This is a genomic window from Roseicyclus mahoneyensis (assembly GCF_003148775.1).
Lineage (GTDB): Bacteria > Pseudomonadota > Alphaproteobacteria > Rhodobacterales > Rhodobacteraceae > Roseicyclus > Roseicyclus mahoneyensis.
Window position 1 is genome coordinate 34718 of the sequence record NZ_QGGW01000002.1, and the last position, 13660, is coordinate 48377.

A 13660-nucleotide genomic window follows, 5' to 3' on the forward strand; every position below is an offset into this window, starting at 1 on the left:
TCTCAGACGCAATCCCAACCCCGGAGTGACATCGTGATCATTGCCCTGCTATCGATATCGATCCTGCTGGTGTTGCTGATCCTCGGCACTCCCATGGTCGCCGCCCTGTTGTTCGCGGTCGCATTCAATTTTGTCATGAACGGTCAGTGGAGCATGATGGTGCCACAGACCATGGTCTCCGGTGTCAGTCAGTTCACCCTGATCGCCCTGCCGATGTTCGTTCTTGCCGGTACGATCATGAACGCCGGGGGCGTCTCAGGCCGTCTCTTCGATTTCGCGCGCGCTCTGGTGGGCTGGCTACGCGGTGGGCTCGCACAGGTTAACATCCTGACCAGCATGTTCTTTGGCGGGATGATCGGATCTTCCACCGCCGATCTTGCCGGATCGGGATCCATCGTCATTCCGGCCATGAAGCGCGAGGGGTACTCCTCCGAAGTATCGGCCGCGATCAGTGCATCCTCGTCGGGGATTGGCCCGTTGATACCGCCGTCGTCGCCGATGATCCTGTATTCCGCCGTGACCGGCACGTCGCTTGGCGCGCTGTTCATCGCGGGACTCATTCCTGGCCTCATTTTGGGCGCCATCTTCATGGCTCTGGTGTCCTACCTTGCAATTCGGCGCAAATGGCAGCGACACGGAAGCTTTTCCACCGCCGAGATCATACGGACTGGGCGCAGGGGCATCCTTGCATTCGGACTGCCTGCCATCATCGTGGGCGGTCTCGTGTTTGGGGTATTCACACCGTCCGAAAGCGGTGCATTCGCGGTGGTCTACGCGATTATTCTGTCCATGTTCATCTTTCGGAGCCTTAGCCTGAAGGGTCTGTACCGCGTCTTTGTGGTCGCCTTGACCATGACGGGCGAGCTTTTGGTGATCGTCAGTCTTTCCTTCGCCCTCGGGTCGAGCCTTTCCAGCGCCCATGTCCCCCAAGCTCTCGCCGAACTGATCGATCTCTTCACCTTCGGCGACAACATGTTCATGCGACTGGCGCTTCTGATGCTGCTGGCCATTATCGCGGGGATGTTCTTGGACCCGCTGATACCGGTTCTCGTTCCGGTGATCTTGCCTACCTTGATCCTCTACGATGTGGACCTGCTGCACTTCGGTGTTCTGATGGTCATGGCAGTCGTCATCGGCCAGCTGACACCGCCCCTTGCGATCGCACTCATCATCACGTCGAGGATAGCGAATACTGACCAAATGCGGATCTTCGTGGCGAACCTGCCGTTCTTCGGTGCAATCTTGCTGTTCACGCTGATGCTTTTGTTGTTCCCCCAAATCGCAACCTGGTTGCCATCGCAGATGCGCTGAGACGAGCGCCGCAGGAGAGCCTTTCCGCATGACCAACAGTTCAAGCTATCAAGCCAATGACGGTGCAGCGTACGAACGCTTCATCGGACGCTGGAGCCGCAGGGTGGCGGACCGCATCGCGGAGAGTGTCACATTCGAAGGTGGTGGCCCGCTTCTCGATGTGGGATGCGGGACAGGAAGCCTTTCCGCTGCCCTCTTGGCGCGGCACCCGTCCCGTCGGGTCGTGGGTATCGACGTCGCCGAACCCTACTTGGAATTCGCGCGCGCACGCCCTGACCTGTCCGGCGTCGAGTTGTTGAACGGAGATGCTCAGAACATCGCCTTTCCCGATAACACCTTTGATGGCGCGGGGGCCCTGATAGCTCTGAACTTCATGTCGGACCCGCTCAAGGCCGCGCAAGAGATGGCGCGCGTTGTGCGCCCCGGCGGAGTTCTCGTCGCTGCCGCTTGGGATTTCCGGGGCGGTCTCGTCTACCAGCGGCTACTTTGGGATACGGCTGCCGCGATAGACCCGGTGGCGTCCAAAACCAGGGACAAGATCTTTTCCAATCCGCTCGCCTTGCCCGACGGCATGGCCAACCTCTGGCGGTCGGCAGGTCTTGCCAATGTGGAACGTCAGTCAGTTACCGTGCGGATGGATTTTGCAGACTGGGATGACTACTGGCAGCCGCTTTTGGGCGGACAGGGGCCGGTTGGCGGATATGTGGCAGCGCTTGAACCTGATCTTCAGGCGCGGGTCTGCGACGCGGTGCGGGCGGCATTTCTATCGGGCGATGTCGATGGTCCACGGTCGTTGACGGCGACATCCTGGGTCGTGACGGGCGAGGTGCCGGCATGAGGGGGAATGAGGCCGCCGGTAAGCCGCTTTTCGAACGCATCGGGATGGATGTGGGCCGTGGCCTCGCGGTCGAGGATGCGATCCGCTGGGCCGCCGCGAACGACGTGCGGTTTCTCGATGTCCAGACCGATCTGGCGCCCAATGCTATGGCCACGATGATGGCGCGCGCGCCCGCCATCCGTGAGCTGTGCGAGCAAACCGGTGTGGTTTTGGGCCTGCATACCCTGTCCGCCGTGAACGTGGCCGAAGTGTCGCCCTTTGTGACAGAGGCCGTGGATTCCTATCTGCGCGCCTATGTGGACTTGGCCAAGGCGACGGGCGCGGGCTGGGTGATCGTGCATGCGGGCAACCATTTCACAGCCGATTACCAGATGCGGCGCGAGGCGGGGCTGGAGCGGCTCAAGCGCACGGTCGGCTATGCCGAAAGCCAGGGCGTCCTCCTGCTTTTGGAGAACACCAACCGCGAGCCCCAGCATGCCGAGGTGAATTACCTGTGCACCACGCTCGAGGAATGTCTGTGGTATTTCGACAACCTTAGGTCCGAGCATCTGGGAATGGCGTTCACCGCCAATCACGCGCATCTTTATCCCGAAGGTGTAGCGGGCTTTGTTGAGGCGCTTGATTTCACCCGTTGTCGCGAGGTCCGCTTGGCCGATTGCCACGGCACATACGAAGAGCACCTGAACCCCGGGGAAGGTTCGATGGATTTTGCGGACATGTTCCGACGGATCGAGGCCAAGGGCTTCACCGGCCATTACATGAACCAGTTCGGCAGCCTTGACGACATGTTGGAAGGGCGGCGCTATCTCGTGGATGTAGCCCGCCGGGTCGGTGTGGTCTGAACCGCGCTGTTTTCCGCTGATACGTCGTCTTGGCTGGCCTTGCTCGCGTCGAGCGACGCGATGAGAGTGGTAAAGCGCTCTCCCATCAGGGCCACATGGTCGCGCATTTCCGCCCCGGCGCTGTCGGCATCGCCCGCCGCGATCGCATCTGCGATGCGCTGGTGTTCCTGGAGCGAGGCGCGGATGCGATCGCGCGCACGCAACTGCATGCGCCGGTAGGGCTTAAGCCTTTTTTGCAGGTTGGTCGCCTGCTCCATCAGGAATTCGTTCTGGCTGGCCTGCCGTATGCGGGCGTGAAACACCTCGTTGGTGTCGTAATATTCGTTGATGTCTTTTTCGGCTGCCGCCTTGAGACACGCTTCATGCGCGGCGGTGATCTGCTCCAGCGCGTCATCGGTTACGCGCCGCGCAGCGAGACGCGCGCACATCGACTCAAGCTCAGCCATCACATCGAACATTTCCATCAGCTGGCGCGGGCCGATCTCGACTACGATGGCTCCGCGACGAGGCCGGAACTCGACCAGGCCATTGGCGGCCAGTTGGAGCAAGGCTTCGCGGATCGGAGTTCTGGATACGCCGAAGCGATCCGCCAGTTGAGCCTCTTCCAGCCGTTTGCCCGGTCGCAACACGCCCGTGAGGATTTCCTCTTCAAGTTCGTCGCGCAATTCATCTGACCGTTTCAAAGACCGAAACTCCAAGGACATCCAGCTTTCCGGGCACATTCTATGTTGAACAAGGTACAGGTGCAAACCTCCTCTTGTGCGCAAAAATGCATATTTATGCATACACAAAAATTGATTTTGTGTGCAGCATATGTCATGTTGAAAAGGCTGTGCATGACACCTCGCCGTCACATTGCGCCGGCCGCAACCCAAGAGACGAACCGGACATGAGAGCATCCAGCCTTTTCACTGATTTATTGTCCCGCGTCGCGGATGTCGGGCGGGCCCTGACCTCTAGCGATGTGGCAACTGCCAGCCTCGTCGACCAATGTGCGGCACTTTTGGCAGGCCGAGGAGAAGCAACCGAGCTTGCCTTGGCACGCCAGATCCTCGACGGTTTCGGGCAACTCGACATGGCCGGGAAACGCGCAGTCTTCACCGATATCGTTCAGCGCTTTGGCGTCGATCAGACAGCGCTTGATCGCGCAATGACGCAGTACGCGGCGGATCGCAGCGCTGCCAACGCGCGGGCTCTCCACTTTGCCAGCGAACCCCGCAGCCAAGAGCTGATCCGGCGGCTGAACCGCGCGCCGGCGGCCACGCAGGACGTGGTCGCGATGCGCGACGCGCTGTTGACAGCGATCCGGTCCGATCCGTCGCTACGCCCGCTCGATGCGGATTTCCAGCATCTGCTTCGTTCCTGGTTCAACCGCGGCTTCCTCGAACTGCGCCGGATTGACTGGTCTACACCCGCCGAAACCCTCGAGCGCATCATCGGCTACGAGGCGGTGCATGCGATCAATGGCTGGGACGACCTGCGCGGCCGTGTGGCATCGCCCGACAGGCGGCTCTACGGGTTCTTCCATCCTGCGATGCGGGCCGATCCCGTGATTTTCGTCGAAGTGGCGCTCGATCATGAGATCCCCGCCGCCATCGGTCCCATCCTTGATGCGGGCCGGACGCCGCAGGACCCCGCGAAGATGACGACCGCGGTGTTCTACTCCATCTCGAACTGCCAGAACGGCCTGCGCGGGGTGTCCTTCGGCAACTTCCTGATCAAGCAGGTTGTTGAGGTTCTGCGCCTCGAGTTTCCGGCTTTGCGCACCTTTGTAACCTTGTCGCCCTTGCCCGGTTTGCGGCGCTGGGTCGCCGGTGAGCTCGCGAGGCCGCGCTCGGGCATGCTGACCGAGGCGCAGGTCGCGGCCGTGTCGGACCCCGCCGGGGAGGGCACCTTGAACTCCACGCCCCCGCCTGCCGATATCGCACTCGAACTGGCAGCACGCTACCTTATGCTTGCCCGCACCGAGACCGGACACATCGTCGATCCCGTGGCGCGCTTTCACCTCGGCAACGGGGCGCGGCTCGAGCGAATCAACGCTGATGCCGACACGTCCCTCCGCGGGCAGGAGCAGTCATGGGGGGTCATGGTCAACTATCTCTATGATCTCGGCACCATAGAACGAAACCACGAGGCCTTCGCCAACAAGGGTGAACTGATCGCAGCGCCGGTTGTGCACAAGCTGGCGCGCAAACCGTGACAGAAGGTGCGGCAGTGTCAGGCAGCAACCGTCTTTTGAAACCCCGTGCGTGGGGTCACTAGGCTGCGACGACGCAGTCTGCTCTCGACGGTTTGCGCAACAGGGCGGTCACGGTCGTGCCACAGCCAGACTTCGGAAAGGAGGTGGTCGGGTCGTCGTGCGTGAGGCCAGCGCCACTTTGGAAACGATGCCAGCCGTCAGCCCCTCGCAGGCCGGCTGGCGCGCTACAAGCAGCCGATGGCGGTGTTCCTCGCTGCGGCACTGCTCTGGGACGCGATGGGCAAGGTGCTGAAGGCCGGGCCGCGCGCGAACTACGGGCAGACAATGCTTCTGCCCGCTACCGGGCCTCTCTTGCCTTCGGGAAGGGCTTTCACAGGTCCCTAAATCCCTCCACTTGCGACAGTGGCGGCGCACTGCGGAGCGCGCCAAGATCAGGAGGAGGCAGGTTCATCACGCTATCGGATGCGAACACCGCCGCGAGTTCGCGCGCCACTGCGAGAACTCTGGCATCGTCATGGCGCCGTCCGACCACCTGAAGACCGAAGGGCATGCCGGCACTGTCGCGCCCGCAAGGGATCGAGACAGACGGGAAACCCGCGATCGTGGTCGCGTATGCCATGGCAAGCCAATGATAATAGCTCTGCATCGGCTGGCCGTCGATCTGCGTCGGGTAAAGCTCACGCCAAGGACGCGGACTGATCGTGACTGCAGGGCACAGAAGGATATCAACAGTTTCGAAGAAGTCCGTCCACGCGCGAAAATAGGTTCCCTGAAGTGCAAGCACCCCCGCCACGTCCGCGGCGGAATAGCTCAACCCCTCCTCGATATTGGCATGGACATTTGGGCCGATCTTTTGCGGGAACAGCACCTGCCGCTCGCGGTGCTGCCCGAGAAACCCTACGGCGCGCAGGACGGCGAAGATACGGTCCGCGCCGGAGCAGTCCGGCGCGCCCTCATGGAGCGGGCCAAGATATGGGCCAAGCCGGTCGATCCGGTCGCGCAAGGTGCTGCGCACAATGCCTTCGGTAGGCGCAAACCCTAAATCCTCGCTCGAGGCAAACCTGAGCGATGCGAGGTCAACCAAAGGCAGGTCTGGCGACAGGAAACCTGCCGCGGGTGACCACGGGTCTCGCGGATCATGGCGCGCCAGCACGGAAAGCAGCAGGGCGGCATCTTCAGGCGTGCGCGCCATCGGTCCGTCGGTCGACATCGGCAGCAGGGCCATCTCGCGTTTCGGGCCCGGCACGACCCCCGGGGTCGGCCGGAAGCCCACGACGCCGCAGAAGGCGGCCGGGTTGCGCAGGCTGCCACCGAGGTCCGAGCCGGTCGCGAGGGGAGCCATTCCCGTGGCAAGCGCCACGGCGGAGCCGCCCGATGAGCCCGCGCAAGAGCGTGTGACATCATAGGGGTTTGCGGTGACGCCATAGACGCGATTTCGTGTATTTGCCCCCGCCGACCATTCAGGAACATTCGACTTACCGAGGATCAGGCCACCGGCTGACCGCACCGCCCTGACGAGGGAGTCGTCATGTTCCGGCACGTTGTCGGCAAAGATTTCCGAGCCGTATGTCGTTGGAAGACCCGCGACATCATTCATGTCCTTGATCGCAACCGGAAGACCATGGAGCGGGCCCAGCGTCCGCCCCCCCCATTACCGCCGCCTCCGCAGCGCGCGCCGCATCCCGCAGCTGGTCGAAATCATTTGCTACGATCGCGTTTACAGCATGATCCAAGGATTCGACCCGCGAGATACAAGCGTCGGCGAGCTCTACCGGAGACAATTGACGCCGGGCAATCAAGCGGCGCGCCTCCGTGGCGGTCAGGTCAGCTGCGTCGCTCAATTCCACTCTCCTGTTTTGTCAAAGGCTTCGCTTGCCATCCGATGCCCTTTCGTAGCCGCGCCTTGCCGCGCGTGCCAGTGGAGGAGGGTGCAAACCATGCAAGGCGCGAAAGACCTTTCGGCGCTTTGATCACTCAAAACTGGGCCGTTTGGCGCTGGCGTTTTCCGCGGAATCTGCTGTTGGCCGGGAGAGGAGCGCAATAACCCGAGGCAATCGCAATACAATCGGCGCTTTTCGGCGGAAAATGGGCCGTGGTTCACCCTTCCTCAACATGCCCTGCCACCGAAGTGGCATGATCCCGCTCGCATCCAGGCGATCGCGGGCACATTGGGACCATCACAAACGCGCCCTTGGCGGCGTGTTTACAGAACAGTTGTACCAAAATGCTGGTAGCGGAGGAGGGACTCGAACCCCCGACACGCGGATTATGATTCCGCTGCTCTAACCAACTGAGCTACTCCGCCAAGCCGAGGCGGAGGTATGACAGGCGCACCTGTCCGTCAACCTCAAAATCATGGCTAACCGCGCGGCAGGCGGGCGGCGGTGACTTCCACCTCGACCTTGAACTCCGGGCGGGTGAAGCCCGACACAATCACCAGCGTCGAGGCGGGAAGGCGTGCCATCCCCGCACACCAGGAATCTCGGGCGGCCATGTAGGCAGGCATTTCGGCGCGGTCGGTCACGAACGCGTTTATGCGGACGGTATCCGTCTTGTCGAACCCGGCCTCGGCAAGGATCGCGGTGCAGGCCGCAAAGCACAGATCGGCTTGCGCCCGGACATCCGCAGGGACCTGCTCATCGGGTGAAATGCCCAGCTGCCCCGACGTGAAAACCCACTCCGCCCCCGCCGGCACATGGGTGCCGTGGGCATAGGCCGCGAACGGCGGGCGAATCGTGGGCGGTGCAAGGGAGGTCAAACGAGGGCAGTCTGGCATCGTCTTCTCCTTGGTATGTCGCGAACAGACAAATGTCCTGCCGACCCGCTGTCCAGAGGATGCGCAGGGACCATGCGGCTGGCGCCTAATTTTCATGCAATGCCCAAAGGTCCGCCGTAAATTATGGCGGCAGCGCTGAGCCCGACAAAGGCCGACCAGCTAACCCCTTTCCACATTGCCGAGCCCTCATAGGCTCACGTCTGGTCCTACACACCGCCACCTTATCGGGGAGATACCAAGGATGTTTCGCAGTTCGACACTTGCACTAGTGGCGGCCCTGGCCGCCGGCACGGCGGGGGCGCAGGATCTGACGCCGGTCACCTTCGGCACCAACTGGCTGGCGCAAGCCGAGCACGGCGGGTTCTACCAGTCGGTCGCCGATGGCACCTATGCCGAATGCGGTCTGGACGTCACCATCGTGTCGGGCGGCCCGCAGGTGAACAACCGCGCCTTGCTGCTGGCCGACCGGATCCAGTTCCACATGGGCGGCGACCTGCTGCAGGCCTTTACCGCCGTGGAGGAGGATGTGCCCGTCGTGGCCGTCGCAGCGACCTTTCAGAAACACCCGCAGGTGATCATTGCCCATCCCGGTGTCGCCGACACCTGGGAAGAGCTGCGCGACCTGACGCTGCTGATCGGCGACAACGGCTTTGCCAGCTACTACCAGTGGATGATCGCGGCACATGGCTTCACCGTCGAACAGCGCCAGCCCTACACGTTCAACCCCGCACCCTTCCTCGCCGACACGCAGGTCGGCATGCAAGGCTTCTTGTCGTCCGAACCCTATCTGGTCGAACGCGAAGGTGGGTTCACGCCCAATGTCTTCCTGATCGCGGACGCAGGCTACGCCACCTACGCCACCACGATCGAGACCATGGCCGCCACGATCGAGAACAGCCCCGAAGTGGTGGAATGCTTCGTCAACGGATCGATCCTCGGCTGGTACAACTACCTCTATGGCGACAACGCAGCCGCCAATGCCCTGATCCTGGAAGCCAACCCTGACATGACCCAGGACAAGATCGATTATGCCATCGCCAAGATGATCGAATACGGCATCGTCGACAGCGGTGAGGCTCTGACGCTCGGCATCGGTGCCATGACCGAGGAAACCGTCGAAGTCTTCTACCGCTCCATGGTCGAAGCGGGCGTTGTCTCGGACGGGATCGACTGGCAGGCTGCATTCACGACCCAATTCGTGAATCAGGGCCTTGGGATGGAATTGCGTCCGCAGTGATGTGGTGCTGACACAGGCGGCCCGCCCATCCTGGCGGGCCGCATTTATCTTGCACAAGAAGGTGCCGCCATGGCTGTCCGCCGCAATGACATAAAGCCGCTGGGGCAACGCGCGCCGCTGTTGCGGCTGAACCATGTCGACAAGATCTTCAACGGCGACGTCGTGGCGCTGCGCGACATGACTTTGCAGGTCAATCAAGGAGATTTCATCTCGCTATTGGGTCCGTCGGGTTGTGGCAAATCCACCGCTCTGCGTCTGATTTCCGATCTGATGCACCCAACGCGTGGCCGCATCGAATGGGAGGGCGACCATGGCCGTGGAGACCTCGGCGTGGTGTTCCAGGAACCGACCCTGATGCCTTGGGCAACGGTGGCCCAGAATGTCTGGCTGCCCTTCCGCCTGTCAGGCAAAGGCTATGCAGAGGTCAAGGATGACATCCTCGAAGTGCTGCGCCTCGTCGGGCTCGAGAAATTCCTCAACGCCTACCCCCGCGAATTGTCGGGCGGCATGAAGATGCGCGTCTCCATCGCGCGCGCCATCGCCACCAATCCCCGCCTCATCCTGATGGACGAGCCCTTTGCCGCGCTGGACGAGATCACGCGGCACAAGCTCAACAACGACCTGCTCAGGCTCAAGGACAAGATCGGCTGCACGGTGATCTTCGTGACCCATTCGGTGTTCGAATCCGTCTTTCTGTCGGATCGCATCGTGGTCATGGCCGCGCGCCCCGGCCGCGTCCTGACCGAGCTGGAGGTCGACGCGCCCTACCCGCGCGGCGAGGATTTCCGCACCTCCAACGAATACGCCGCCCACGCGCGCCGCGCGTCCGAGGCATTGCGCGAAGCGATGGGAGAACCCGCATGAGCCTTGCAGACGACCAGCCCATCGCAACGCTCGACACGCGGGACGAGGACGAGATTCAGCGCGCCCGCGCCGCCCGGATCGAACGCATCGCCAAATGGGCGCTGCCCGTCATCATCATGATCCTGTCGATCGCAGGCTGGGCTTGGATCGTCACCGCCAACGAGATCCCGCATTACATCCTTCCCGGTCCCGACCGTGTCTGGGGCAGCCTGGTCGATGATTGGGCCATGCTGATCGACGCGGCCTTCCTGACCGGCAGGATCACGCTGCTGGCCTTGCTGCTGGCGGTTATCGGCGGGGCGGGCCTTGCGATCTTGTTCAACCAGTCGCGCATGCTGGAACTGTCGTTCTACCCTTACGCCGTGATCTTGCAGGTCACGCCCGTGGTCTCCATCGCGCCGCTGATCTTCATCTATGTGGACAGCAAGGTGGCGGGCATGTTGCTCTGTGCGTGGCTGGTGGCCTTCTTTCCAGTGCTGTCCTCGACCACGCTGGGGCTCAACTCTGTCGATCACAACCTGCGCGACCTGTTCCGCATCTATGGCGCGACGCGCTGGCAACGGCTGCGCTACCTGCAATTGCCCTCGGCGCTGCCGTATTTCCTCGGTGGCCTCAAGATCGCGGGTGGCCTGTCGCTGATCGGGGCGGTCGTGGCCGAACTTGTGGCGGGAACGGGCGGCATCGGATCGGGCCTTGCCTTCCGGATTCAGGAGGCGGGGTATCGTCTGAACATCGCCCGCATGTTCGCAGCCCTTGCGCTGGTCGCCGCCATGGGCGTTTTCATCTTCGCAGCGCTCAGCATCCTGTCGCATCTCTTGCTGCGCAAATGGCACGAGAGTGCGCTGAGCCGGGAAACATGATGGACTTCACACACTTGCCGAACGGCGACGTGACGCTCGCGAATGTCACAGTGCCCGCCTGTCTTTTGGGCCAGCCCGGCGATCTGGTCACGACCGACATCTCCATCGCGGGCGGCCGGATCGCAGCGCCGCAACCCATCGCCGTCGACATGAAGGGCGCGATGGTTTTCCCGGCCTTCGTCGACATGCACACCCATCTGGACAAGGGCCATATCTCGCCGCGCAGCCCCAACCCCGACGGCAGTTTCATGGGTGCGCTGACCACCGTGCGCGCCGACAGTAGCGCGCGGTGGACGGCCGAGGATGTGCGGACGCGGATGACATTCTCGCTTCGCGCGGCCTATTCCCACGGAACACGCGCGATCCGCACCCATCTGGACAGCATCGCGCCGCAAGATGGCATCAGCTGGCCCGTTTTCCGCGATGTCCAGGCCGATTGGGCGGGCCGCATCGACTTGCAGGCCGCCTGCCTGATCGGTTGCGACAGATGGACCGACGACAGCGGCACCTTTGGCCGTACGGCAGATCTGGTGGCGCAGACGCGCGGCGGCGTTCTGGGCATGGTCACATACCCCATGGGCGACTTGCGCGACCGCATCCGCGGGTTGTTCGCGCAAGCGGCTGCCCGCGGCCTCGATACGGATTTCCATGTGGACGAGACGATGGACGCCAGCGTGGAAACGCTGCGCGACATCGCCGAACTGAAGCTGGAAACCGGCTTTGCGGGCAGGGTCGTCGTCGGTCATTGCTGCTCACTCTCGGCGCAGGACGAGGCGCGCGCGCTGGACACGCTCGATCTGGTGGCGAAGGCCGGCATCGACGTGGTCAGCCTGCCGATGTGCAACCTTTACCTGCAGGACCGCAGCCCCTTGGGCATCGCCCGCACACCCCGCCGCCGCGGCATCACGCTGGTCCACGAGATGCGGGCGCGCGGGATCCGCGTCAGCTTTGCCTCGGACAACACGCGCGATCCCTTCTACGCCTATGGCGACATGGACATGCTCGAGGTGATGCGCGAGGCGACGCGGATCGGCCACCTTGACCATTCGCGCACCGACTGGGTCACGAGCTTCCTGACCGACCCGGCCGCCACCTGCGGCTTTGACGCGCCCTCGCTGATGCCCGGCGCGCCCGCCGATCTGGTCATCGTCAAGGCGCGCAGCTGGTCCGAGCTGTTCTCGCGCCCGCAATCCGACCGGATCGTGCTGCGCGACGGGCGCCAGATCGATCGCAGCCTGCCGGACTACGCCGAACTTGACCCCCTGATGAGGACCTGATGCAGCCCAACATCGCCGCCGCCAAGGCCGCCCTTGCCCATATCGAGCAAGACGAGAACCCCGCCACGATCCGCGCCAAAAGCCGCGATTTCTTCTGGTATTCACCCGTCCTGAAGGACGCGATGGATCATCTCGAGGCCGATTTCGTGGTAAACCCGAAATCCGAGGCCGAGGTGATCGAGGTGCTGCGCGTCTGCTATGCCCATGACGTGCCGGTCACGACCCGCGGCGCGGGCACCGGCAACTACGGGCAGGCCATGCCGATGCGCGGCGGCTGCGTCATGCACCTGCGCCACATGGCATCGGTGAGGGAGGTGCACCCGGGCCGCGTGATCTGCGAGCCGGGGATATTGCTGAAAGACCTCGACGCACACTGCAAGGCGCATTCCGGGCAGGAGATCCGCATGTTCTCCTCCACATGGGCCACGGCCACGATCGGCGGCTTCATTGCCGGCGGGTCGGGCGGCGTGGGGTCGGTCCATTGGGGCAGCTTGCGCGATCTGGGCAACATCATCCGCCTGCGCGTGGTGACGATGGAGGAGGAGCCCCGCGTTCTGGAATTCCGCGGCGAGGAACTGGCCCGCGTCAGCCACGCCTATGGCACCAACGGCATCATCACCGAGCTGGAGCTGCCGCTGGCGCCTGCCTATGACTGGGTCGAGATCTTTGTGGCGACCAAGGATTTCATGGACGCCGCGCGGTTCACCGACAAGCTGGCGAACCAGGATGGCATCTTGCTGAAGCTCGCCAGCGTCTACGAGGCGCCTGCACCCTTTGACTACTTCACGCGCGTGAAGCCGCATATCGAGGCGGGCGACACGCTGATCGGCCTGATGGTGGCGCCCCATTCCATGGACGGCTTTCTGACCTTCCTCGGACGCCACCCCGAGGCGCGGATGATCTACCGGTCCGACGCCAGCGACTGGGACCGCACGCCCGGGCCGGTATTCGAATATGGCTGGAACCACACGACGCTGCGCGCCCTCAAGATCGACCCCTCCATCACCTACCTGCAGGTCCGCTACGGTTTTCCCGAGCATCTGGCGCTGATCGAAAAGATGCGGGACGCGCTCAGCCCCGAGGTGCTGCAGCATCTGGAAGCGATAAAGATGGAGGGCAAGATCGCCTTCGCCGGGCTGTCGCTGGTCAAGTTCACCACGCAGGAGCGTCTGGACGAAATCGTGCGGATGCACGAGGAAGCGGGCGCGATGATCTTCAACCCGCACCGCTACACGCTGGAGGAAGGCGGGCGGCAGTCGGCCGACAAGCGGCAGCTGGAGTTTAAGCGCGAGGCCGATCCCAAGGGGCTGCTCAACCCCGGCAAGATGGTGACCTGGGACACGCCCGATTTCGATTATGCGCAGATGTACCGCTACGCCGCGATGACGCCCAAACCCGAGGCCGCTGAATGAGGGATTTCGCCGCCTTCGGCGTCGACCGACCGGGGGGCCCTGC

At 63.0% G+C, this 13660-nt stretch carries 12 protein-coding genes and 1 tRNA gene; 9 read left to right on the forward strand and 4 right to left on the reverse strand.

The genetic code is table 11. The annotated features are described in order from the left end of the window. Positions 1-33: 33 nt before the first annotated feature. Genes C7455_RS05155 through C7455_RS05165 form a run of 3 tightly spaced genes read left to right on the forward strand, consistent with a single transcriptional unit; the run spans position 34 to position 2991 of the window. The gene (locus tag C7455_RS05155; protein WP_109666268.1) at positions 34-1311 is read left to right on the forward strand and encodes a TRAP transporter large permease; all 1278 of its coding nucleotides are present in this window, start codon (positions 34-36) and stop codon (positions 1309-1311) included. A 28-nt stretch (positions 1312-1339) separates the two neighbouring features. After that, complete coding sequence (locus C7455_RS05160; protein ID WP_109666269.1) at positions 1340-2149, forward strand: class I SAM-dependent methyltransferase; 810 nt, start codon at positions 1340-1342, stop codon at positions 2147-2149. Next, positions 2146-2991, forward strand: coding sequence for a sugar phosphate isomerase/epimerase family protein (locus C7455_RS05165; protein ID WP_109666271.1), 846 nt, complete (start codon positions 2146-2148; stop codon positions 2989-2991). The genes C7455_RS05160 and C7455_RS05165 overlap by 4 nt, the downstream gene beginning before the upstream one ends. Here C7455_RS05165 and C7455_RS05170 read toward each other — a convergent pair. Then, a complete protein-coding gene (locus C7455_RS05170) occupies positions 2952-3656 on the reverse strand; it encodes a GntR family transcriptional regulator (protein ID WP_245904231.1) in 705 nt (234 codons plus the stop codon). The genes C7455_RS05165 and C7455_RS05170 overlap by 40 nt on opposite strands. A 92-nt stretch (positions 3657-3748) precedes the next feature. Between C7455_RS05170 and C7455_RS05175 the strand changes: the two genes are divergently transcribed. Beyond that, a complete protein-coding gene (locus C7455_RS05175) occupies positions 3749-5191 on the forward strand; it encodes a malonyl-CoA decarboxylase (protein WP_245904232.1) in 1443 nt (480 codons plus the stop codon). A gap of 370 nt (positions 5192-5561) precedes the next feature. Here C7455_RS05175 and C7455_RS05180 read toward each other — a convergent pair whose 3' ends face one another. The 3 genes from C7455_RS05180 to C7455_RS05190 all read right to left on the reverse strand — a co-directional run bounded on the left by C7455_RS05180 (position 5562) and on the right by C7455_RS05190 (position 7967). Then, positions 5562-6788 carry an amidase gene (locus C7455_RS05180; protein ID WP_245904233.1) on the reverse strand — a complete coding sequence of 409 codons (1227 nt, stop codon included), beginning with the start codon at positions 6786-6788 and terminating at the stop codon, positions 5562-5564. A 631-nt stretch (positions 6789-7419) separates the two neighbouring features. Beyond that, positions 7420-7496: transfer RNA gene (locus tag C7455_RS05185), tRNA-Met, on the reverse strand. Between the two features lie 54 nt (positions 7497-7550). Further along, positions 7551-7967 carry a RidA family protein gene (locus C7455_RS05190; RefSeq protein ID WP_109666275.1) on the reverse strand — a complete coding sequence of 139 codons (417 nt, stop codon included), beginning with the start codon at positions 7965-7967 and terminating at the stop codon, positions 7551-7553. A gap of 241 nt (positions 7968-8208) precedes the next feature. On the opposite strand from C7455_RS05190, the gene C7455_RS05195 reads away from it, so the two are divergent. The 5 genes from C7455_RS05195 (at position 8209) to C7455_RS05215 (ending at position 13617) form a co-directional block, all read left to right on the forward strand. After that, the gene (locus C7455_RS05195; protein WP_109666277.1) at positions 8209-9204 is read left to right on the forward strand and encodes an ABC transporter substrate-binding protein; all 996 of its coding nucleotides are present in this window, start codon (positions 8209-8211) and stop codon (positions 9202-9204) included. 69 nt (positions 9205-9273) lie between these two features. Then, positions 9274-10068: an ABC transporter ATP-binding protein gene (locus tag C7455_RS05200; RefSeq protein WP_109666278.1), complete on the forward strand. Its 795-nt coding sequence runs from the start codon at positions 9274-9276 to the stop codon at positions 10066-10068. Then, positions 10065-10928 carry an ABC transporter permease gene (locus C7455_RS05205; RefSeq protein WP_109666280.1) on the forward strand — a complete coding sequence of 288 codons (864 nt, stop codon included), beginning with the start codon at positions 10065-10067 and terminating at the stop codon, positions 10926-10928. The genes C7455_RS05200 and C7455_RS05205 overlap by 4 nt, the downstream gene beginning before the upstream one ends. Further along, on the forward strand, positions 10925-12205 hold the full coding sequence (locus C7455_RS05210; RefSeq protein ID WP_342767617.1) for a cytosine deaminase: 1281 nt from the start codon (positions 10925-10927) through the stop codon (positions 12203-12205). The genes C7455_RS05205 and C7455_RS05210 overlap by 4 nt, the downstream gene beginning before the upstream one ends. Next, positions 12205-13617 carry an FAD-binding oxidoreductase gene (locus C7455_RS05215; protein WP_109666283.1) on the forward strand — a complete coding sequence of 471 codons (1413 nt, stop codon included), beginning with the start codon at positions 12205-12207 and terminating at the stop codon, positions 13615-13617. The genes C7455_RS05210 and C7455_RS05215 overlap by 1 nt, the downstream gene beginning before the upstream one ends. Positions 13618-13660 lie beyond the last annotated feature (43 nt).